Raw genomic sequence first — 21,977 nt, 5'->3', positions numbered from 1 at the left:
GAGCACGAGGTCGGCAGCCTCGCGTTTGAATTCAGCAGAAAAGGAACGGCGTTGTTTGGTCATCTGACACCTCGATCTGGCGAGCATTCTCACCTAAATGGGTGTCCGGTTTCATTAGACCACTACAAGTCGTATTTAGTTTCTTGTGGTGGACAATTTAAAACCTTGCGCTAGTCTGAGGGCTCGCCTCCTCGGAAGGAGGTCAATTAATCAAAGGAATGAACCAATGAATAAGCCAGAAACCAAGGCTCCGTTGAAACATGGTCGTGTGATTTCCCCTGCTAGCCGTACTGTTATTGCTACACAGGAAGGACTTATCCTTGACTGGCAAGCTAACGAAATGGAAGGCGGGAAGAACTTTCCGTCATTGATTGCTGGTCCATTTCCCCAGCCTTATGAGACGGATAATGTGAGCTTGGTACCGCCCGCGGATGGTTATATCCTCAGCGGTGGCAAGACCGATGCCCGCGATTGCGTTAACTTCACTAACGAAGAAATGAGTCAAAAGCTGAATCGCCCATTCACCTGGCCTTTGTTGAATGTCGATCCGGGTCAACTATTTCATGTCGAATGGGTATATCCCGTGCCTCACGTCACTCGGGGTTATAGCTGGTTCATTACCAAGGATGGCTGGGACCCGAAAAAACGGATTAGCCGTTCTCAGCTTGAGCCAACATCCTTCTGTGACGATTTTTATACTCAAGTTCCGTACTACAATTACTCCGACGAGTTGGTGCCTAAAGTTGAGCATGAAGTAAAACTTCCGGTGGGCAAGCAAGGCCATCATGTCATTGTCTTGCTTTGGATCGTTGCCAATACCGGCAATGCGTTTTATCAGGCGTTCGACGTGAACTTTAAATAATCGCGAGCCAGGTACGGCTCCTCGCACAGTTCTGAAGGAATAGAACAATGTCTAAGATTGATTTTTCATTGCTGAAGTCCCCAATAAATGATCCTGCGTCATTGATGCCGAGCATTGCCAATAAAAAAATCCTGATGGGGTTTTGGCATAACTGGGCGGCCGGTCATGGTGATGGCTATCAAGGTGGACAGTTTTCCAACCTGAATCTGGTGGATATACCCAAGGACTACAACGTTGTGGCTGTGGCTTTCATGAAAGGCCATGGAATTCCGACGTTTAAACCCTATAACTTCTCCGACGACGAGTTTCGCCGTCAGGTGGGCGTGCTGAACAGCCAGGGAAGGGCTGTATTGATCTCGTTGGGCGGTGCCGATGCTCATATCGAGTTGCACAAAGGGGATGAGCAGCCACTGGCCAACGAAATCATCCGCTTGGTTGAGGTCTACGGTTTCGACGGGTTGGATATCGACCTCGAGCAAAGCGCCATCGATTTTGCTGACAACAAGACGGTGCTGCCTGCAGCCTTGAAACTGGTGAAGGATCACTACAAAGGCGAAGGAAAGCACTTCATCATCAGCATGGCTCCTGAATTTCCGTATCTCAGGAGCGGCGGCAAGTACGTTGCTTACATTCAGGCGCTTGAGGGGTACTACGACTTCATCGCGCCTCAATACTACAACCAGGGTGGCGACGGGATTTGGGTTCAGGAGGCCAATGGCGGTCAAGGTGCATGGATTGCTCAAAACAATGATGCGATGAAAGAGGATTTCCTCTTCTACCTGACCGAAAGCCTAGTGACGGGTACTCGGGACTACATCGCCATTCCCTCGGAAAAATTCGTCATTGGCTTACCGGCCAACGTCGACGCTGCGGCCACTGGCTATGTGATTGATTCCGCGGCAGTGGTCAATGCGTTCAAGCGTCTTGAGGGTGCGGGCCATTCCATCAAGGGACTGATGACCTGGTCGGTCAACTGGGACGATGGCATCAGCAGGGACAATGTCCCTTACAACTGGGAGTTCTACAGTCGTTACGCCCCGTTGATTCACGGAGAACCAGGTATTGGTGATCGGCCAACGGCTCCCGCCAATCTGTCGTCCAGTAACGTGACCGAAACCAGCGTGACCTTGAGTTGGGGGGCTTCAGCTGGCCCTCGCCCGATCGAGGCATACACGCTGTACCGAAATGGAACTGAAGTCGGTCGTACGGCGATTTTAACGCTGAAGGATTCCGGTCTAACGCCAAACACTCAGTACAGCTACTTTGTCACGGCAACAGACTCCCTGGGGGAAGAATCGTTTCCAAGCAAGGGCCTGAGTGTTAGAACCGCTGGAGACATCACTGATCCAGAGTTCCCTGAGTGGCAGTTGAACCACCGGTATCGCAAGGAGGATGGTGTGATGTACGAAGGCAATAGGTACTTATGCCTGCAAGAGCACACATCGAACTCGGGCTGGACACCACCAGTCGCCTTTACCCTTTGGTCGAAAGTCGCAATCAGGCAGCGTGCTTAGAGCGGTAGGTGAAGCCCGGCAGTAATACCGGGCTTCATGAAAGGGTACTCCCACACCCTGCGAGGGCCACGCTTTCGCGGGGTGTTCTGTTTTTGTAACTCTATACTTTGTTCAGGGGTTTGGCTTGATGCCCAAGTGGAGGCGAACGCTATGAAATCCCCGATCACTGGCCTGCGCGTGGCCTGCGCCGTTTTTGCGCTGATGGCCGTGGCGCAACTGATGCGCCTGATTATTCGTCCTGAAATTTTCGTTGAGGGCTACCTCATGCCCCTGTGGCCGAGCGTGCTCGCCTTCATACTTCTGTGCGTGTTGAGCGTCTGGATGTGGTCGCTCGGTCACAAGTGATTGCCAATCGGATGCCCGCTGCTGTGTCCGGATGCGAGAATGGGCGAGACCATGGAACTAACACGGCCCATGGCGTCTACATTCCAGGGAGTATTCCCTTTCTGAGAGGACGGATATGTTCAGATCTCGCTCGTTGATTACAGCGGTTACATGCCTTGCGTTGGCCTGCGGTTCAGTCACCGCATCGGCCGACCCGAGTAACGGGAAGGGGCAAGGGAATGGCAAGGGCAATCCGCAATACAGCCAGGACTATGACAACCAAGGAGGCCATGGCAACACAGGCAAACACTCAGGCGACGATTGGGACAATGGCCCGAGCATCAATCGCGGCGCCGTGCTTGGCATTATTGGGGGCTATCAGGACTACTGGAGTCCCGGGGCTTCCTTGCCACCCGGCATTCAAAAGAACCTGGCGCGAGGCAAGCCTCTACCGCCGGGGATTGCCAAGAAACTGGATGGCCGGTTGATCGGCAGGCTGCCTCACTATGATGGCTACGAGTGGCAGCAAGCAGGGACCGACCTGATACTGGTCGCGCTCGCCACCGGACTCATTTATGAAGTGCTCAACGGCGCTTTCGATTGACGGATTGGCTGACAAGGCTCATCCAGCTTGCGCATTGATGTCGCATGGGGGGAGGTGTGCCTGTTCGAGTCAGGGCTCACCACCTTCCGTCCGTCGTGGGGCTTGAACTGTCGGGGGCTTCAGGCGTCCTACGTAACGCCATAACAACCCTCACGGAAGCTATCATGCTTTTAAAAAACAAGAGTCTCGTTGCTGTAATGTCATGCGCCCTGATGCTTGCAGCCGCCCCGTTACTCCCTGCTGACCTGTCCATCATGAACTCCGCCTACGCGAAAGAAGGTGGCGGTGGCGGTGGTGGCGGCGGAAACGGTGGTGGCCACGGCGGTGGTCACGGTGGCGGTACGGGTGGCGGTCACAGCGGTTCGGGTCATGCCGGTGGTTCCAGCAGCAATGGCCACGGTAAAGGACTGAGCAGCGATCATGCCGGCAAGGCCACTCGCGACCACGGTCTCAGCGGCAACCACTATGGCAGTGATCGCAATGATGATCGCGGCCACGGCACCACGACTTCAGGCATTGCCCAGTCCAAGGATACGCGCGGCGTCGCCAAGGCCACGGCAATTTCGGCGACGACGCCAGGCGATCACAACACCAAAGGGTTGAGTCATGCCGGGCCGTCGGATTCAAAGCCATCGGTTTCAAACAAGTCCCATTGAGCGTAAAGGACTGAGCAAGCCGCTCTCCCGAGAGCCAGGCCTGCTCAGTCAGTCCGGCAGAAAGGCGCGGGCAGGTCACCCGGATCTCGTCTGACGTCCTTCAGTGAGCCTGCGCGGCACCTTTTCAGTTCTCTGCAAAGGTGTCGTGACGCTACTGGCCGGCCGGTTGTTCATTCCGTATGAGCAGCGCCCTGGCCAGGTCTTCATCGCTGGCCTTGAGGCCTGGATGATCCTGGCGAATCTGCCTGAGCACCGACTCCAGATAAACGCCCCGAATGGCGCCGTCACTGGCGACGAAGCTGGAAAGGTCATCGCGGGTGGGCGTCATGATCTTGTCGTCCTTGAACGTTGAGTACAGCGACGCGGAAACCCCGGCAGAGGTCGCGACATCGCTCGCGTCCACATCGGCCATGGCCGAACCCACGGGCAGGCAAAGCAATAGCGCAGGAATGAGCAGTAAGGAACGCATGGTGTGTCCTCCCAAAGCCTGTAGCCTGAAGGGGCAGGCTCTTACTTTTATGAGGCGCGGTGCCCGCCGGGAGTTCCCCTCCTGAGCGTGAGTCGAGGCTGGACGGGGTTGAAGGGGGAGGGTAGTAACACAGGTTTCCCCAGGCACTCACGGCACCGGCTATAGGCCACCTTGCCAATACGAAATGATTTACAATGCCGTTCCTTTGATGGGGGCGGCTTTGCGTGGATGTTCTCGTTTTTCTGCATGACTACTTGAGCCGGTGGGTGCTTGAGCCGGTCGCCAAGCAGCTTTTCGGCCTGTTCGATCTCAATGGTCGCCTCGGTCTGGCATTCCTCTTCACGTCCTATGGCATCGCCTACAGCCTGTTCCTGCACCGCAAGCGGCGAGGACTGACCGATGCGCGCTCGTTCGTGCAGTTCATCGGCGGCCGTCGGGTGTATTTCCATCGTTCGGCCTTGCTCGATTACCGGTACTACTTCGTGCGGGCGATCCTGAAGGTTGCGCTGGTGCTGCCCATCGTGGGCCTGGTTGACCCCTACATCCTGCGCTCCGGGGACTACATCGGCTTTTTCACCCGCCTGTGGGGCGCGCGGGTGCAGGTGGGGGAGAACCTCGGGCTATCCCTGCTCTATGGGCTGGGGGTGTTTCTGCTCAAGGACTTCATCCATTACTGGGCCCATCGGGCGTTTCATTGCCGATGGTTGTGGGCGTTCCACAAGGTCCACCATTCGGCCCCCGTTCTGGTGCCAGCGACGGCAAGCCGGGTGCACTTCGTTGAAAAGATTGTCGAAAAGCTGAGCACTGCGGTTGTCCTTGGTGCCTATGCCGGTGTCTTCTGGTACGCCTGTGGCGGAGTCATCGGCCGCTATACCTTGTTCGGCGTGACCTACCTGGTGTTGATCCTCAATAGCCTGGCGGCCAACCTGCGTCACAGCCATGTCTGGCTTTCGTTCGGCCCTGTCGTCGAGCACGTGCTCAACAGCCCGGCCCAGCACCAGATTCACCACAGCGATGCGCGCCAGCACTTCAACAAGAACTTCGGTACTAACCTGTCACTCTGGGACTGGATGTTCGGCACGCTCTATGTCACCACCTCGACACCCGAGCCGGTCCGGTTCGGTACCGGGGCGCAGGATCATGAGCGGTACCTGACGGTCTACAGCCTGATCGTCACGCCCTTTGTGGACACGGCCCGCAGGCTGTTCCTGGCCAAACGTCCCAGGGTGCGTGCACCCGGAGCCTCAAAAACGCCCTCTGTGTAGTGGGCGACGGTGGTGGGCCGGGAATCCTGCCTGCGCCGCCAGGCTTTCACCGGCGCATAAAAAAGTCCGCGTTAGCGGACTTAAAGGGAGCTTTTCAAAGGAGTGGGAAGACTCTGCGCCCCAGGGTGTGATCGATTCGTGAAAAGGATGTCATGGAATTGCTAGAACGGCGTTCGCTGCAAAGGCCCGGAGGGTTCAACCGGGCATGCGTGCGGTGATCTCCCGATAAGTCTCGTCCTTCACCACCGCCAACAGCTTTTTACCGTCTTTGAGTGTTGCGATGAACGTGACTTCGGTATCTTTGCCCGCTATCAGGTACCCGGCCACAGCGCCTATCGGACCCAGAAGCACCGCCCCGGCGATTCCAAGACCGATGGCATCCCGGGTGTTCTTCACCGATTCCACACAGGCGGCTTCAAGGGTTTCAAAAGACGCGGCGGGGATCCTGACGGGACGACCGAGAAGCGTTTGCAGGGTAAAGACTCCCGATTGATAGCTGGCGTCGCCTGGCAGGAAGTCGCCAGCCAGCACGCTGATCGTTGCCATTGTTTTCGTCCTCTGGCAGCCGTATGAACCCATCATTTCGTACCCATGAACGATGGGCGTCAACGTCATGACGATGAGCTGTAGCTCCGTTGGTCTTGCCGTGGCCGATAACGCAGGGAGAAGGGGCCTCGAGCTCATGCTCCGCGGCGAGGCAACTGGGCGACAACAGCCCATTGGCGGACGTCGTCGTTCACGTGCCCAGGCTACCGGCTGGCCGCGAGCGGTTGCGGGTGAGGCAATCCCGGCCTATGTTCCAAGCGATGCTTGGGCTGCGAGTGTCGCGTGATGACTCGCAGCAGGTTGCTGTCCATCCAGTGCGGGTTGCCGCAGCGAGGTGATGACATGCCGAACAATTCCCGTCCCGCCGTGCTCGAACTGATCGGCAATACGCCGCTGGTGCGTGTCAGTCGCTTCGATACCGGCCCGTGCACGCTGTTCCTCAAACTCGAATCACAGAACCCCGGCGGCTCGATCAAGGACCGCATCGGCCTGGCGATGATCGATGCCGCCGAGCGCGATGGCCGCTTGCGGCCTGGCGGCACCATTGTCGAGGCCACCGCCGGCAATACCGGCCTGGGTCTGGCCCTGGTGGGGCGCGCCAAGGGCTACCGGGTGGTGTTGGTGGTGCCGGACAAGATGTCCACCGAGAAGGTCCTGCACCTCAAGGCGATGGGCGCCGAGGTGCATATCACGCGCTCCGATGTCTGCAAGGGCCACCCGGATTACTACCAGGATGTCGCCGGGCGGTTGGCGCAGGAGATCCCCGATGCCTTCTTCGCCGATCAGTTCAATAATCCGGCCAACCCGCTGGCCCACGAGTGCAGCACCGCGCCCGAGATCTGGGCGCAGACCCAGCATGATGTGGATGCCATCGTCGTCGGCGTCGGATCGGCCGGCACGCTGACCGGGCTGACCCGCTTCTTTCGCCGCGTGCAGCCGAACCTGGCCATGGTGCTGGCCGATCCACTGGGCTCGGTGGTCGCCGAATACAGCCGCAGCGGCACCCTCGGTACCCCCGGTTCCTGGGCTGTGGAGGGCATCGGCGAAGACTTCATTCCGTCCATTGCCGACCTGTCCAGTGTGCGCCAGGCCTATTCGATCAGCGACGAGGAAAGCTTCGATCATGCCCGCCAATTGCTGCGCGCCGAAGGTATTCTCGGAGGCTCCTCGACCGGCACCTTGCTCGCGGCGGCACTGCGTTATTGCCGCGAGCAGACCGAGCCCAAGCGCGTGGTCAGTTTCGTCTGCGACACCGGCACCCGCTACCTGTCCAAGGTCTACAACGACCAGTGGATGAACGACCAGGGCCTGCTGCAGCGCAAGCATTACGGCGACCTGCGCGACCTGATTGCGCGCCGTTTCGAGGATGACCGAGTGATCAGCGTAGGCCCGGACGACACCTTGCTCACCGCTTTCCAGCGCATGCGCCTGGCGGACGTGTCACAACTGCCGGTGCTGGTCGGCGGGCAGCGGCTGGTCGGGGTGATCGACGAGTCCGACATTCTGCTGGGCGTGCACCAGGACGCTTCGCACTTTCGGATGCCCGTGGCCAGCGCCATGACCGACAAGGTGGAAACCCTGCCGCCGGGTGCCAGTCTGGCGGAACTGGAGGCCGAACTCGATCGTGGGCTGGTGGCGATCATCCAGGACGCCTCGGGTTTTCACGGCCTGATTACCCGGGTCGACATGCTCAATCACCTACGGAGATCCCTTGCATGAGCCAGCACGATGAAACCGTCGAACCACGTGACTTTGCCACCCGGGTGATCCATGCCGGGCAGGTGCCGGACCCTTCCACCGGGGCGCTGATGCCGCCGATCTACGCCAACTCCACCTATGCGCAACAGAGTCCCGGGGTGCACAAGGGGCTCGACTACGGACGCTCGCACAACCCCACGCGCTGGGCGCTGGAGCGCTGTGTGGCGGACCTGGAAGGCGGGACCCGGGCCTTTGCCTTCGCCTCCGGGCTGGCGGCCATCGCCACCGTACTCGAACTGCTCGACGCCGGTGCGCATGTGGTCTCCGGCAATGACCTGTACGGCGGTACGTTCCGACTGTTCGAACGGGTGCGCCAACGCAGCGCCGGTCATCGTTTCAGCTTCGTCGACCTGACGGACCTGGCGACCTTCGAAGCGGCGCTGCAGCCAGACACGCGGATGGTCTGGGTCGAGACGCCGAGCAATCCCTTGCTGAGCCTCACCGACCTGGCCGCGGTTGCGCACCTGTGTCGCGAGCGAGGCATTCTCTGTGTGGCCGACAACACCTTTGCCAGTCCGTGGATACAGCGACCACTGGAGTTGGGTTTCGACATCGTGCTGCACTCGACCACCAAGTACCTGAACGGTCACTCCGACGTGATTGGCGGCATTGCAGTGGTCGGGCAGAACGCCGAACTGGCCGAGCGCCTGGGTTTCCTGCAGAACGCGGTAGGTGCGATCGCCGGGCCGTTCGATGCGTTTCTGACCTTGCGCGGGGTGAAGACCCTGGCACTGCGCATGGAGCGCCATTGCAGCAACGCGCTGGAACTGGCGCAATGGCTGGAGCGTCAGCCGCAGGTCGCGCGGGTCTATTACCCGGGCCTGCCCTCGCACCCGCAGCACGGGTTGGCCCAGCGGCAAATGCGTGGGTTCGGCGGAATGATTTCCCTGGACCTGAACACTGACCTGGCCGGTGCCAGGCGCTTCCTCGAGGCGGTGCGGATCTTTGCCCTGGCCGAGAGCCTGGGCGGGGTGGAAAGCCTGATCGAGCACCCGGCGATCATGACCCACGCCAGCATCCCGGCGCAGACCCGCGCGCAGCTTGGCATCGGCGATGCGCTGGTGCGTTTGTCCGTGGGGGTGGAAGCTGTCGAAGACCTGCGCGCCGACCTGGCCCAGGCGCTGGCGCGGATCTGAGCCCGTCGCCATGAACACTCCGGAACCCTTGGTAATGTGTTCTGTAGGAGCGAGCGCGCTCGCGATGGACGTTAACGATTACACGTATTTTCTGAGTAACCGCGTTGTTCTTGAGTTCATCGCGAGCACTCGAGCGTCGACCGGCTGCTCCTACAAATGCGGTTTCATCTCCCTTGGCGGGTTCCGGATAAGCCTGCGGTTTCGGGGTAACAGGGGGCTAGCCCGATAAGGCAGAAAAAGTGTTCAAGGGCGCGTGCCGACCCGTGCTCCCCTCCAGGTGCCTGTAGGTGTCGGCATTCGTCAGGCACAGCAGTTTCCTGCCATCCTTGAGTTCAACCCAGAACGTCACCTGGGCCTCATCGTGGCTCAAGGCAGTGTCGGTGACGGCGCAGAGGGGCGCCAGCGCCAGGGTGGCGGCCAGGCCCATACCTGCAGGGTTCTGCGTGAGTGATTGTGGGGCCTGGTTCAACAGGGTGAAATCCTTGATGTCCGTCACCGGGACGTTGAGGCCCGGCCAGGGATAGAGCGCGGTCTCGACGTTGATCACACCCGGTCCGCAGGTCCCGACACCATAAAGAAAATCACCGGTCAGAATCTGGATGTTAGCCATGTGGATGCCTCCCGATATCGACCTCGTGGACATTTCACGCCCCAAAAAAGAGCGAGTCAATGACCGGGCGACAGGCGTGGGATTCAGGCCTCAGATATTGAGCTTTTCGCATTCGGCCTGGGCTTCCAGGCGAGTCCCATAGAGGGCATTCATCCGCTGTTTGTCCTGATTGTCGTAGAGGTTGAAACCCATCGGGGCCAGCCCGGTGTGTAGCCGAATACCTCTACGGCCGGATGTGGTCTTGATGGGGATCGCAGGAACCACAACGAATCGGGGGATCATTTCCCTGTCCTCTTGCCTGGCGGATGTTAAGCAATAGAGGCAATAAGCCGCCACCGCAAGCGAGCTTCAGGTGTATCCGATGAACTGTCCGCGCCGGGGCATTATGCCGGGATGGCCGTTTGTCCGGCCTGTGGTTATGCTCAGCAGCTTATCATTCGTTAACAATAATCAAACCACAGTGACGTTATGAGCCAACCAGAGACGCGTGCGACTGCCTTAGCGCTGTATCCCGAGGATTCCCGCGAAGCAGCGGCGCTGCTCAAGCAGGCCGTGCCCTTGATGGTGCGCCACAACATTCCACCCAATCCGGTGCATTACGCGCTCTGGTACACCTACAGCAAAGGCCAGGAGCCAGAGCTCAATCGTCACCTGGACAGAATGGTCAGGGACTTCGAGGCTTTCCCGGCAGAGTCTGCTGCCCGGCTGTTTCGTGAGTACATCATCCGCGATGAACTGGAGGACGCTCGCAGCGGCCAGCAGCAGGCGATCAACCTGGTGGACGGCATGGAGCGCGACATCTCGCGCAGCGTCAGAGGCAGCCAGCACTTCCAGGATCGCCTCGGGCATTGCCTGGACATGCTGGAGGAGCCGAGTGGCGAACGCTTGCCAACCCTTCTGAGTGAACTGCAGCAGAGCACCCGGCTCATGCAGGACCAGCAAGAGCTGTTCCTTTCCCAACTGCACTCGGCGCAAAACGAGATCAAGAGCCTGCGCGACAAGCTTGAGCGCGCCCAGTTGGCCGCGACCCTTGATGGCCTGACCCAGGTGCTCAACCGAACGACGTTCACCCGTTTACTGGAGCAGGCGCTGGGCGCCGGTCAGGCAGGTGTGGCATTGATCATGCTGGATATCGACCACTTCAAGCAGTTCAACGACCAGTACGGCCACCCGTTGGGCGACCGGGTGCTCCAGCATGTCGGCGAGGTGCTGCGCAATGCAATCAGCCCACATGTTACGGTGGCGCGCTATGGCGGTGAAGAGTTCTGCGTCATGTTGCACGCGTGCAGGGACCTGGATAACGCCTGGGATTTTGCCGAACAGTTGCGCCTGAAGGTGCAGGCCTTGCGGATCAAGGCGCGCGGTAGCGACCAGGTGCTGGACAGGGTCACGGCGTCCTTTGGTGTCGCCCTCGCCAAACCGGATGACACCCTTGAGAGCCTGCTGACGCGTGCCGACGACGCGCTGTACCAGGCCAAGCGCAATGGCCGTAACCAGGTCCATCGGTCGGCCTGGAGGTGACCCTCGGGGTCTTCAGGTGAACCGCTGAAAATCGTCGCACGACAGCCGCGGATTGTCTTCAGTGGCTCAGTGTCGATAAGCGGTATGGCGCGAAAAAAGTGTGGTTATTTAAGGACTTAGCGGATAAACGGTATAAAATTAACCTGTAAATATCTTGTTACAAGTCAATGGGTTAGGTATTATCGTCCTGCGTTCACCACCACGGTTTATGCATTTTTAAGCCCCAAGTTTCCATCAGCTACTTGGGCTTTTTTTTGCCTGCAATTTGGCCCCTAGGCCTGCAGGTTTTCTGCTGTCGGTGTTCAGTGTCCATCGCCGCCCGGTTATTTCCCCAGGCCATAAGGGCGACACAAAACGTTATTAGACCCCTCGGCAGGGCAATGCTAAAAAAGAAAGTGCACGGCATTCAATCAGCATGAAGCGGGTTGAGTCACAACGTGCACTGCATCTCCATTTGCTTAAATGGAAACCGCCCAACATTGAGCTGGGCAACGATCAATGAGTCTGATGCCGCCCTCAGGGTCAATTGCTGCGCCTCTGGCCAACTGCTCGCGCAACCGTGCATAGGGCTCATTGATCACTTTTTCTCCCGCAACCTCCAAAATCCGACACGCCATCGCTTATTGCATGGGGCGGGATGAATTGTGCCCGTTAGAATGCCCCCACTGGACAATGAGGCGGTGGCGGCAGATGCGCAGAGAAATTGGTTACTGGAACCGGGAAGGCCGGGAGTTGTTCTATTACCTGGAGTTCAACCCACACACGGCGGAGTTTTTTCTCACCTGTGAACACACCCCGCGCGAGGGTGCAGTGAGCATCAGGTCGGTGCCCCTCAGCGAGGCCCGTGGCGAGCGTTACTACGACGATGCCGTGATGATCATCAAGGAAGAGCTGTTCAAGGATTACCGGATCCAGGCGCACGCTTGATCGCTCAAGCGTGCGGGTTGTGATTTTTCGCTCAGGCGATCAGGTCAACCTTGCCGCTCGCCAGGCGGTAGATCCCGCCCACGATTTTCAACTTGCCATTGGCGAGGGCGTCACTGAGCACGGGCGATGTGGTTTTCAGGCGCTCGACCGAGTCCTTGACGTTTTGCACGGTTGCGTTGTGCAGCAGGTCGCCGGGTTCTTTCAGGACTTTGTTGATCGTGGGCTGGAGGGCGAGTGTCAGTGTCTGAATCTTGCCGGGGTATACCGTGCGGTCTTTGGCGGTTTTGATCCCTGCGATCATGGCCCCGCAACTCTCGTGGCCCAACACCAGAATCAACGGCGCGCCCAGCGCCAGTACCGAGTACTCAAGGCTGGCCAGCCCTTCGTCGGTGACAAAGTTACCGGCGATCCGAACGGCAAACAGATCGCCGCGGGCTGTATCGAACGCGTATTCGGGGGCGATGCGCGAATCCGCGCAACTCAGGACTGCAACGAACGGGTTCTGGCCGGACACCAGGGCTTCGCGCTCCGCCTTGAAGTCGTGGGTGGTGGAGGCACCGCGAATGTATCGCTCGTTTCCTTCCACCAGGCGTTGCAGGGCCTGGTCGGGGCTGAGGGCGTTTTGCGGCTTGGGTGGCGCGGCGTTTTCTTCCGCAGCCTTGGCCAGCCTGGCGGGGAGGGCGCCGGCCAGCAGCAGGGCACCTGCGCCCAGACCTGCGAGCCTCAGAAACTGGCGGCGATCATGGGGGGCGGGGCCTGGCGTTGTTTCACGGGATGGGCACATGGCATATGGACTCGGTTCATGGGGAAGAATGACTGGCACAGGGGCGAGTACTGCCCTGAGCCCCGGGTACCGCCATGTGCAAGTCTAGAGGGTTTGCCGGGTTAGCATTGCGCCCCGGTGATTGGGCGATCAACGGCGATGTCGTGAGGCAGAACCCGCTCAAAAAATGCGATACCGCTATCACTTTGCGTTTAATGCTTTCGCCTGTGCCAGCGTCGTCTACGCTGTCTGAGTGAGTCAGAACCCCATAAACGGACCTGTGGAGCCATCTCATGTAGGGGCGGGCTTGTTGAGGGTCGAATTCGCCATGTGGCGTTGGTCAGGCACCTGGTGCCGACGGTTGCATCCGGCGAGTGGCGGCGTTATCAAGGAAGTGACGCTTTCGGCATTCTGAATGGGAGGCAATAGTCATGTCACTCAATAAGCCTGAGCAGGAACTGCGGCAGGATCTGCAGGACATTGCGTCCGAGCTGCGCTGGTCCGCCGTGGAGATGAAAGCCATTGCCGCGCGACTCAGCGAGTCCGGCAATTCGGTGGACGCCCAGGCGTTGCTGCGGATGTGCGAGTTGTTCGAGCGCACCGACGCGCGATTGGGCAGTTTCGCCGGTGAGGTCAAGGCGCACAAAATCAGCCTCAAGTAAGCCCGGGCGGTCGGCAGTAGTCACACCCTTGACGCCATCGCGGGCGACCCCGTGCCCGCAGAAAATCACCCTCGAACTACTATTATTTTTGCCGAGGCCGGACAAATTCGATAAAGTTAACCATTAGGTCAACTTTTTTCAGCTTGTCAGCCCTTCGCATCGTCAGGAGGGTTTCTGTATGACCTGAGATTTCCCAGAACACCATAATGACATGGACGGATTTCATAGCCGTCCAGAGGATGATCCATGTCCAACCGTGATATATCCCGGCGCTCCTTCTTGCAGGGCGGGTTGATCGCTGGCGTCAGCGTGACGCTGACTCCGCTCAGTTCCCAGGCATTGGCCGCCCTGATGGAAAACAGCGTGACCGTCCCGTCCGAGCAATGGCTTGGCAACAACGGCAAGGCACGCATGCGCAACGACTCACTGTCCAAGGTGTGCGGCAGCAAGGTATTTGCCCGCGACATCCGCGCCAAGGACATGCCGGGCTGGCCGCAACAGCAAGGCCACGCGATGCTGCTCAAGACTATTCGTGCCGACCGCATCTACGAGGGTTTCGACCTGTCGTTGCTGGGCGCCGAATTGCAGCCTGACCGCATCGTCACTGCGCAGGACCTGGACAAGGACGGCATCGTATTTCCGGAAGAACACGCCCCCGATCCGCTGCTGCCGCCCGGCCAGGTACCGATGTTCATCGGCCACCCGGTGGCGATCCTGATCTGGAACGATTTCGAACGTTACCGCCAGGCCAAGAACAAACTCAAGTTCAACGACAAGGCCATCCGCTACGGTGCCCAGGCGCCGCTGTACACCCGTGACCCCTACGGCAGTTTCCGCTACGTGCGCGTGGGCGGGGCGACCTCGGCCGATGAAGACGAATTCGCCAGCCTGAAAGACTCGATCCTGTTCCCGATGATTCGCGAGCGGCGTCCGGTCTGGAACGCCCAGCCCAACCTGCATGGCAACCTGACCGAGCGCGGCCTGTTTTATGCCGACCGCATGAAACAGCAACTGGAAACCCCGCCGGAAGGCTGGATGGTGTTTGACGAGCGCTACAAGACGCCGTCCATCGAGCCGGCCGCGCTGGAGCCGGACAACGGCAACGGTTGGTACGACCCGGCGACCAAGACCCTGCATTTCGTGGTGGCCACCCAGTGCCCACTGGAGACGGCGAGCGAAACGGCGAAGATGATCGCACCGTCGCGTTTCGGCCTGAGCACGCTGAACATGCACCCGGGCTACACCGTCGGCTACGGCTCCAAGGACCACAACATTTTCGTCTACTACGCAGCCCTGGCGGCGTTGTACGGCGCCGGTGTGCCGGTACGCCTGGCCAACGACCGCTACGAGCAGTTCCAGAGCGGCATCAAGCGTCACCCGTTCGACATCCGCTACCAGTTGGCGGTGGACAAAAAGGATCACAGCTTCAAGATTTTCCGCGCCGACATGACCGTCGATGGCGGCGGCCGGATCAACTACAGCCCGTCGGTGGCCGCCGTGGGCGCCACCGCCGCGCAGTCGATCTACTACATGCCGCAGAACGACCTGCAGGTAACCGCGTATCACTCCCGTGCTGTCGAGGCCGGTTCCATGCGTGGTTATGGCACCCTGCAAAGCATGGCCGCCACCGAGATGATGGTGGATGAAATTGCCGATCGCCTAGGGATCGATGCCATCGACCTGCGCAAGAAGAACGTGCTGCTGTCGGGGATGAAAAACACCCAGGGCGCGGTGCCGGCCGGTGCCTTGCGCCTGAACGAGATTCTCGAAAAGGCGGCGGGCAATGAGTTCTGGAAAAACCGTCACGCGCTGAAAAAGCAGGAAGACGCCAAGGACCCGGATAGCTTGTACGGGGTGGGTTTCGCCATCTGCCAGAAAGACTTCGGCACAGGCTCCGAAGCGCCAATGGCCAGCGTCGAGTTCACTGCTGAAGGTCATGTCACCCTGCGCCACATCGGTATCGAGATCGGCACCGGCATGTCCACGTCCCAGGCCCTGGTGGTCGCCGACTTCCTCGGCAATCCGGCCAGTGAAGTGAAGACCGGTGAGACCGAGTGGAAAGAGCTGCAGCTGACCAGCAGCGGCAACCCCTACATCATGAGTCAGGCCGAGCAGGACACTGTGCTGCGCAACCCGCGCTGGGTCGGCAAGATCGCCTCGGCGTCCTCGGCCACCAACTCGGCTTACTACTTCAGCCACGCCACCCGTGAAGCGGCGCGCGTGCTGTTCAACCACGGCCTGTGGCCGGCGGCCATGGAAATCTGGCGCCAGGGCCCGTTTGGCGGCCAGGCCAACCCGTATGTGGTCCGTCGTGAAGACGCCCACTGGGTCGATGGAAAGCTGACCGCCAATGGCATGGAACCGCTGCCGTTCGCCGTACTGGCCAAGCATGCCCACGAGCGTGGCCTGGTGACCGGTGCCACCGTGCACGGTTTCAACCGCTGGAGTTGGGCCGAGGCCGAGTTCAGCATCAACGGCGTGCGCGAGCGCCTGCCGCTGGATGCCCTGGCCGTGAAATACGGTACCGGTGCGCCGAAGGCCAAGCTGGCGCAGATGACCAGCGCCGGCTTCCACCTGCTGGACCGACAGAACGTCGCGTATCCGGCGACGCAGTTGAACAACGCGGCCGTGACCTACTACAGCCCCGTTGCCACTTTGGTGGAACTGAAAGTGAACAAGGGGTCGGGCGAGGTGCGCGTCCTTAACCACCATTCCTGGCTCGAATGTGGCCGGGTGCTGGTGCCGGAGCTGGTCAAGGGCCAGATCGAAGGCGGGGTCGCCATGGGCATCGGCCACGCGTTGCTGGAAGAGATGCCGCTGTACGAAGGCGGGCCGGGGGAGGGTGACTGGAACTTCAACCGCTATCGCTTGCCCATGGCCAAGGATGTCGCGGTCTGGACGCAGACGTCGGAGATCCTCCCACCCCTGTCGCCAAGCGACCCGTCCAAGGGCATTGCCGAGGTGGTGATGATTCCGGTGGTGGGCGCTATCGCCAACGCCGTGGCTCACGCTATCGGCAAACGTGTCCGTGACCTGCCTATCACTCCAGCGCGCATCAAGGAGGCCCTCAATGGCTAACCGTCCGCTTCAAATGACCCTCAATGGTCAAACCGTCGGTCCCGTCGAGGTCCCTGAAGATCTGCCGATGATCGACTACCTGCACGAGTACCGTAACCTCACCGGTTCACGTCTGGGCTGCGGCCAGGGCATTTGTCACGCCTGCGTGGTGATCGTCGACAACCCCGACGGCACCAGCGAAGAAGTGCGCACCTGCATCACCGGTGCCCACTACTTCGAAGGCAAGAAAATCCGCACCATCGAGGGCCACGCGAGCCGTGATGAAGCGGGCAAGGTCACCGAACTGAACCCGATTCAGCAACGCTTTGTCGACGAGTTCGCCTTCCAGTGCAGCTACTGCGCACCAGGTTTCGTCAACGCGGCGACCGTGCTGGTGGAAAAACTGCAGCGCCAGCCGATCAAGAAGAGCCAGCTGGAAGCGGTGATCGAGGACAGCCTCGGTCACCATATCTGCCGCTGCACCGGGTACGTGCGCTACTACAGCGCCACGCGCAACGTGCTGACCGATCTCGGCCTGGTCAAGGAGGGTTAAGCATGAAGCGACTACTTTCCGGCCTGGCTGCCGCCGTGGGTCTTGCGGTTTCGCTGATGGCGATCCAGCAGGCCCAGGCGGCCGATCAGCAGCAGATCAAGCAGGGTGAATACCTGGCGCGGGCAGCCGACTGCATGGCCTGCCACACCGCGCCCGGTGGCGCACCCTATGCCGGTGGACTGCCCATCGTGTCGCCGTTCGGCACCATCTACGGCACCAACATCACTCCGGACAAGGAGCATGGCATCGGCCTGTACAGCGATGACGAGTTCTTCGCCGCGCTGACCGAAGGCAAGCGTCGTGACGGCGCCAACCTGTACCCGGCGATGCCATACACCTCGTATCACTTGATGCCCCGTGCCGACTCCGATGCGATTCACGCCTACCTGAAGACTTTCGAGCCGATCAACCGTGCCGCACCGGTCACCCGCCTGAGCTTTCCGTTCAACGTGCGTCTGGGCCTGACCGGCTGGAACATGCTCTACGGCAAGGACGTGAAGCTTGAGCCGACTGAAGGCAAAAGCGAGGCGTTCAAGCGCGGGCAGTACATGGTCGATGTGCTCGGTCACTGTGGTGAATGCCACACGCCGCGTGGCTTGCCTGGCGCCATGCAGCAGGACAAACGCATGACTGGCGGCTTGCTCAATGGCTACCTGGCGCCCAGCCTGCTGGCCAACGATCTGGCAGTCCGTGGCTGGACCCATCAGGACCTGAGTTCGTTCCTCAAGCATGGCATGAGCGCCCAGGGCACGATGTTCAATGAGATGTTCCCGGTGTTCCACAACAGCACCCAGAACCTCAGTGACTCGGACCTGGCGGCCATGGCTACCTTCCTGCTTGGCGATCAGCCGCCCCAGGCCAAGGTGCTGGCCACGGTGGCATTGGACAAGATGACCGAAAGCGCCCAGCGCGGCCGTCAAAGCTACCTGAACGTCTGCGCCGGTTGCCACGGTGTCGAGGGCGAAGGCAAGCCGCACATCGCCGTGGCCATGCAGGGCAACACCACCCTACGCCTGGAAGATCCGCGCAACCTGTTGCGCGTCATCGACGACGGGATTGGCGAGCAGCAGTTCTCGGGTTTCGAGCGCATGCAACCGATGCCGGGTTTTGTCGACAAGTTGAGCGCGCAACAGACCACCGACCTGATCAACTACCTGCGTCAGGCCTGGGGCGGTCAACCGGCAGACCTGGTGATCAGCCAGATCGAACAACTCAAGGCTGAGGCTCCGCCAGAGCACAAGGCGAACTGACATGCAGCATCTTGACCTGCAGGTGATACGGCGCGCGTTGGCCTGGTCCAGCGCGGGCCAGTGCGTGTGGCTGTGCAGCGTCCTCAGCACCTACGGCTCGGCGCCCCGTGCGCCGGGCTCGATGCTGGCGGTCAACGACAGCGGTCATTGGATTGGCTCGCTGTCGGGTGGCTGCGTCGAGGACGATTTTCTGGAGCGCATGGCCGAGGGGCTGTTCAACGACGCCGTCGTGGTGGTGCGCTACGGCGAGACGGATGACCCGCGCTCTCAGGTGAGACTGCCCTGTGGCGGGCTGCTCGATGTGCTGGTGGAGAAGCTTGAGCCGGACTGTGAGGTGCAGGCCCATCTGCGTGAACTGGAGTCGGCGTTGCTGGGGCAACGTCGCCTGATTCGTGAGGTCGACTTGCACAGCGGCGCCCGCAGCCTGCTGGTTGACCGCGAGCATGGGCCCCGTATCGAACGTGAAATCGACCGTGTACGGTTGCGCGTCGGTGCGGCGCAACGGCTGTTGCTCGCCGGTTACTCCAGCGTGGCGCAGGCCTGTGCCGAATTCGGGGTAGGCCTGGGTTTCGAAGTGATTCTGTGCGACCCGCGCGATGAGGTGCTCGAAGGGGTGGTCCTGGAGAACGTCGAGATACGCCGTCAATTGCCATCGGTGTTCATTGCCGACGGTGGCTGCCACAGCGACACGGCGGTGGTGGCGCTGACCCATGATCCGCGTATCGATGACCTGGCCATGATGGAGGCCGTACGCACCGACGCGTTCTACATCGGTGTGATGGGCTCCCTGCAAACCTCGCAGAAGCGCTTCGAGCGGTTGCGCCGCATCGGTGGTCTGGGGGACGCTGAACTGGCGCGCATTCACGCGCCCATCGGGCTTAACCTGGGCAGCAAGACGCCGGCGGAGATCGCCTTGGCGGTGCTCGCCGATATTGTGCGAATTCGCAGCGGTATTGCCCGGGACCGGCTCTGACGCCAGGTGTTGACGCGGCAGTGATCGACCCTTGGTGAGTTCCGGCCTGAAGCTTCAGGTCGGAACGCTTAGCGGAACCTTGGCAGTGGGCGCTCAACGGGTTTGAGCGAGGTCAAGGCGCTCTGGATCAGCGGCGTGTCTTTCTCGATATCCAGCAGACGGTCGCGGATTCTCACGGCGGTCGGGTGGCCGTCATGGTTGTCTACCCAGTCGGCAATTTCCTTGCAGGCAGCGGTCAGGCGCGTCTGGCGTGAGTCGAGCAGGGTCAGCAAGGTGGTGATGGACTCTTTTTCGGACATGACAAACACCTCCATAGTCGAGAAGGTTGCAAGGATTCGACGACAGGCCCGTGCCTGCGAACCTGCCGCCGGTCAAGGCGCCGATCCTTCAGCTCAGTTCATTATAGCCCCTGCCATTGAACGTCGGTCACATTGCCTGGGGCCTACGTTTCAGCCTTGGCGCGCGACCCGCGAGCTGACCCGGTTGAGGCGCCGGCACTCGTTCAGGGCGTCTTCCTGGCGATCATAACCGTCGCCGATGAACCCGCCGCGAGTACGGGTATCGGCAATCCTGTACCAGACCTCCGCAACCGGAGGCGGATGGGCCACTTCCCCGACTCGGCGCCCCTGGACGATGATCTTGTTGCAGCGTTTCACAACGAAAATGTCTTCCATGGCGTCACCGGGGTGATTTGTATTCCCATCAACTATAGATCGCGGTGGCCAAGGTGCAAAAACAACGCGTGTCGTTCGTCGCATGGGTCACGACAGTCACGGCTGGCGGACGTTGTGCAGGCACCACCCGTCAGGTGTCCAGGCCAGGGTATGGGAGGGCTGGAGTGCGTTGATGAATCCGGCGTCATGGGAGACGGCGATGATCGCACCGGCAAACCCGCGCAGGGCCTGCTCAAGGGCCTGTACCGAAGCAAGGTCCAGGTGGTTGGTCGGCTCATCGAGCAACAGCAACTGCGCCGGGTTCTCGCGCCATGCGGCAACGGCAAGGGCGGCCTTGAGTCGTTCGCCACCGCTGAGTAGGCGGGTCGGCACGGTCACGCGCATGGTGTCCAGTTGCAGGTGGGCCAGGCGGCTGCGCACCGCGCCCTCTGACAATGGCGTGTCCTGCAGGTTTAACTGCTCGATCACAGAGCGTTGTGGGTCCAGTTGTTCAAGGTGTTGATCCAGATAGGCACTCGGCACGTGGGTCAGGCACTGCCCGCTGACAGGGTTGCAGTGGGCCGCGAGCATTTTCAGCAGGGTGGACTTTCCGCAACCGTTCGGCCCGCTGACGGCAACGCGTACAGGGCCTGCAAGTGAAAGCGTGAGCCAGGTGCCGGGTGCCCCGGCTGGCAGCCATGGCAATTGCGCATCGACCAGTGTGAGCACTTGCCGGCCGGCCGGTATGGCGCTTGCGGGCAGAGGAATCAGCACGGGTTCGGCGGGCGCAACCCGTGTACGGGCTTCGCGTACCTGAGCATCTATCGCGCTTTTACAGGCCTGATGCGTTTTGCGTAGATGGCCCATGAACTCGGTGGCCGAGCTTTTCATCGTGGCACGCTCAAAGCGTGAGACGTTGGCGCTGTCCGCGTTTCGGCGTGATCCGGCGGCACGCCGTTGAAGGGCGTCGTGCTCGCGCTGCAAGCGTTTTTGCTCGCGACTGCGCAGTGTGCGGGCATGATCAAGGGCTGATCGCGCCGCGTCTTGCTCGATGTCTCGCTGCGTGAGGTACGCCTCATGGTTGCCGCCAAACACCTGCACCCCCCGTTCACTGAGTTCGACGATGCGTTCAAGGCTGTTGAGCAGGGTTCGGTCGTGGCTGACCACAATCAAGCCACCGCGCCAGGCAGCCAAGCGGCCCATCAGCCAGCGGCGACCGTCGGCGTCCAGGTGGTTGGTCGGTTCATCCAGTACCAGCATCTCGGCCGGGCTGAGAAACGCGCCGATCAGCGCGATGCGCGCACGTTGACCACCGCTCAAGGTGTTCACGGGGTGGTGTGGGGTCAGTGCGCACAGGCCGGCTTCATCGAGCATTGCACGTAGACGATCGCGCATGTCCCAGCGCTCGGCCACCTGTTCAAGGTCCCGCGCGTCGGCCGTGCCGTCGGCCAGCCGCTCGAGGGCATCGAGTACCTGCGCGACGCCGGCTGCCTGAGCGACGTTTTGCTCAGCCATGACACTCGGCTCTTGTGCCACATAGGCAACGCTGGCGTGACGAATGAGGTTTCCCGAGGTGGGTTGCAACTCACCGGCAATCAATCGGGCCAGCACGGATTTGCCACTGCCATTACGACCGACGATGCCGGTGGGGCACTGATCCAGGCGCAGGGTGAGGGCGTCGAACAGGGTCTGGCCATTGGCAAATTGATAGGTGAGCCGGTTCAGGATGACCAGCGCAGGTGGATGCGTGACGTGAGTCATGGCACCTCCAGAAAATGTCGGAAAGACCAGCACGGAAGCTGGCCCGCATAGGGCCACGCGCTGCGATTACATTTTTGAAAGGCTTAGTTGTTCACGTCGAACGATCGTCCCGG

The 21,977-nt window shown here is 60.5% G+C and carries 22 protein-coding genes; 15 read left to right on the top strand and 7 right to left on the bottom strand.

The annotated features are described in order from the left end of the window. Nucleotides 1-226: 226 nt before the first annotated feature. The 5 genes from CKW29_RS24090 to CKW29_RS26185 all read left to right on the top strand — a co-directional run bounded on the left by CKW29_RS24090 (nt 227) and on the right by CKW29_RS26185 (nt 3,960). A complete protein-coding gene (locus CKW29_RS24090; RefSeq protein ID WP_095143495.1) occupies nt 227-862 on the top strand; it encodes a lytic polysaccharide monooxygenase auxiliary activity family 9 protein in 636 nt (211 codons plus the stop codon). 47 nt (nt 863-909) lie between these two features. Next, complete coding sequence (locus tag CKW29_RS24085) at nt 910-2,376, top strand: glycosyl hydrolase family 18 protein (RefSeq protein ID WP_095149250.1); 1,467 nt, start codon at nt 910-912, stop codon at nt 2,374-2,376. A gap of 150 nt (nt 2,377-2,526) precedes the next feature. Further along, the gene (locus CKW29_RS24080; RefSeq protein ID WP_095143497.1) at nt 2,527-2,721 is read left to right on the top strand and encodes a hypothetical protein; all 195 of its coding nucleotides are present in this window, start codon (nt 2,527-2,529) and stop codon (nt 2,719-2,721) included. 115 nt (nt 2,722-2,836) lie between these two features. Further along, nucleotides 2,837-3,304 carry an anti-virulence regulator CigR family protein gene (locus CKW29_RS24075; RefSeq protein ID WP_095149249.1) on the top strand — a complete coding sequence of 156 codons (468 nt, stop codon included), beginning with the start codon at nt 2,837-2,839 and terminating at the stop codon, nt 3,302-3,304. Nucleotides 3,305-3,468: 164 nt separating this feature from the next. Continuing rightward, nucleotides 3,469-3,960, top strand: coding sequence for a hypothetical protein (locus CKW29_RS26185; RefSeq protein ID WP_256584937.1), 492 nt, complete (start codon nt 3,469-3,471; stop codon nt 3,958-3,960). Nucleotides 3,961-4,111: 151 nt separating this feature from the next. Here CKW29_RS26185 and CKW29_RS24065 read toward each other — a convergent pair whose 3' ends face one another. Further along, the gene (locus tag CKW29_RS24065) at nt 4,112-4,429 is read right to left on the bottom strand and encodes a DUF2388 domain-containing protein (RefSeq protein WP_095143500.1); all 318 of its coding nucleotides are present in this window, start codon (nt 4,427-4,429) and stop codon (nt 4,112-4,114) included. A 224-nt stretch (nt 4,430-4,653) separates the two neighbouring features. Between CKW29_RS24065 and CKW29_RS24060 the strand changes: the two genes are divergently transcribed. Continuing rightward, nucleotides 4,654-5,694 carry a sterol desaturase family protein gene (locus CKW29_RS24060; protein WP_095143501.1) on the top strand — a complete coding sequence of 347 codons (1,041 nt, stop codon included), beginning with the start codon at nt 4,654-4,656 and terminating at the stop codon, nt 5,692-5,694. A 195-nt stretch (nt 5,695-5,889) separates the two neighbouring features. Here CKW29_RS24060 and CKW29_RS24055 read toward each other — a convergent pair whose 3' ends face one another. Continuing rightward, the gene (locus tag CKW29_RS24055; protein ID WP_095143611.1) at nt 5,890-6,240 is read right to left on the bottom strand and encodes a hypothetical protein; all 351 of its coding nucleotides are present in this window, start codon (nt 6,238-6,240) and stop codon (nt 5,890-5,892) included. A gap of 342 nt (nt 6,241-6,582) precedes the next feature. Between CKW29_RS24055 and CKW29_RS24050 the strand changes: the two genes are divergently transcribed. Then, on the top strand, nt 6,583-7,959 hold the full coding sequence (locus tag CKW29_RS24050) for a pyridoxal-phosphate dependent enzyme (RefSeq protein WP_095143502.1): 1,377 nt from the start codon (nt 6,583-6,585) through the stop codon (nt 7,957-7,959). Then, nucleotides 7,956-9,134 (top strand): cystathionine gamma-synthase, encoded by a 1,179-nt coding sequence (locus CKW29_RS24045; protein ID WP_095149247.1) that lies wholly within the window; start codon nt 7,956-7,958, stop codon nt 9,132-9,134. The genes CKW29_RS24050 and CKW29_RS24045 overlap by 4 nt, the downstream gene beginning before the upstream one ends. Nucleotides 9,135-9,351: 217 nt before the next feature. Here the strand turns inward: CKW29_RS24045 and CKW29_RS24040 are convergent, their stop codons facing one another. Next, nucleotides 9,352-9,744 carry a hypothetical protein gene (locus tag CKW29_RS24040; protein WP_095149246.1) on the bottom strand — a complete coding sequence of 131 codons (393 nt, stop codon included), beginning with the start codon at nt 9,742-9,744 and terminating at the stop codon, nt 9,352-9,354. Nucleotides 9,745-10,212: 468 nt separating this feature from the next. Between CKW29_RS24040 and CKW29_RS24030 the strand changes: the two genes are divergently transcribed. After that, nucleotides 10,213-11,265 carry a GGDEF domain-containing protein gene (locus CKW29_RS24030; protein WP_095149244.1) on the top strand — a complete coding sequence of 351 codons (1,053 nt, stop codon included), beginning with the start codon at nt 10,213-10,215 and terminating at the stop codon, nt 11,263-11,265. Nucleotides 11,266-11,955: 690 nt separating this feature from the next. Continuing rightward, the gene (locus CKW29_RS24025) at nt 11,956-12,192 is read left to right on the top strand and encodes a hypothetical protein (RefSeq protein ID WP_095143507.1); all 237 of its coding nucleotides are present in this window, start codon (nt 11,956-11,958) and stop codon (nt 12,190-12,192) included. A 31-nt stretch (nt 12,193-12,223) separates the two neighbouring features. Here the strand turns inward: CKW29_RS24025 and CKW29_RS24020 are convergent, their stop codons facing one another. Next, the gene (locus CKW29_RS24020) at nt 12,224-12,976 is read right to left on the bottom strand and encodes a carbonic anhydrase (RefSeq protein WP_095143508.1); all 753 of its coding nucleotides are present in this window, start codon (nt 12,974-12,976) and stop codon (nt 12,224-12,226) included. A 410-nt stretch (nt 12,977-13,386) separates the two neighbouring features. On the opposite strand from CKW29_RS24020, the gene CKW29_RS24015 reads away from it, so the two are divergent. The 5 genes from CKW29_RS24015 (at nt 13,387) to CKW29_RS23995 (ending at nt 19,450) form a co-directional block, all read left to right on the top strand. Beyond that, the gene (locus CKW29_RS24015; RefSeq protein WP_095143509.1) at nt 13,387-13,617 is read left to right on the top strand and encodes a hypothetical protein; all 231 of its coding nucleotides are present in this window, start codon (nt 13,387-13,389) and stop codon (nt 13,615-13,617) included. Between the two features lie 246 nt (nt 13,618-13,863). After that, nucleotides 13,864-16,695, top strand: coding sequence for a xanthine dehydrogenase family protein molybdopterin-binding subunit (locus CKW29_RS24010; RefSeq protein ID WP_095149243.1), 2,832 nt, complete (start codon nt 13,864-13,866; stop codon nt 16,693-16,695). Next, nucleotides 16,688-17,227, top strand: coding sequence for a (2Fe-2S)-binding protein (locus CKW29_RS24005; protein WP_095143511.1), 540 nt, complete (start codon nt 16,688-16,690; stop codon nt 17,225-17,227). Before CKW29_RS24010 ends, CKW29_RS24005 begins: the two co-directional genes overlap by 8 nt. Before the next feature lie 2 nt (nt 17,228-17,229). Continuing rightward, entirely contained in the window at nt 17,230-18,477 is a 1,248-nt protein-coding gene (locus CKW29_RS24000; protein ID WP_095149242.1) for a cytochrome c, read from the top strand. A gap of 1 nt (nt 18,478) precedes the next feature. Continuing rightward, on the top strand, nt 18,479-19,450 hold the full coding sequence (locus tag CKW29_RS23995; RefSeq protein ID WP_095149241.1) for an XdhC family protein: 972 nt from the start codon (nt 18,479-18,481) through the stop codon (nt 19,448-19,450). 68 nt (nt 19,451-19,518) lie between these two features. Here CKW29_RS23995 and CKW29_RS23990 read toward each other — a convergent pair whose 3' ends face one another. From CKW29_RS23990 to CKW29_RS23980, 3 genes are all read right to left on the bottom strand, one after another. Next, on the bottom strand, nt 19,519-19,749 hold the full coding sequence (locus CKW29_RS23990) for a hypothetical protein (RefSeq protein ID WP_095079225.1): 231 nt from the start codon (nt 19,747-19,749) through the stop codon (nt 19,519-19,521). 150 nt (nt 19,750-19,899) lie between these two features. Continuing rightward, nucleotides 19,900-20,124 (bottom strand): hypothetical protein, encoded by a 225-nt coding sequence (locus CKW29_RS23985; RefSeq protein ID WP_095149240.1) that lies wholly within the window; start codon nt 20,122-20,124, stop codon nt 19,900-19,902. Nucleotides 20,125-20,220: 96 nt separating this feature from the next. Then, complete coding sequence (locus tag CKW29_RS23980) at nt 20,221-21,864, bottom strand: ABC-F family ATP-binding cassette domain-containing protein (protein ID WP_095149239.1); 1,644 nt, start codon at nt 21,862-21,864, stop codon at nt 20,221-20,223. Nucleotides 21,865-21,977 lie beyond the last annotated feature (113 nt).

The organism is Pseudomonas sp. Irchel s3a18 (genome assembly GCF_900187535.1).
GTDB lineage: Bacteria > Pseudomonadota > Gammaproteobacteria > Pseudomonadales > Pseudomonadaceae > Aquipseudomonas.
The sequence above is the reverse complement of the archived record's forward strand: the minus strand, read 5'-3'. Positions and strand labels throughout refer to the sequence as shown.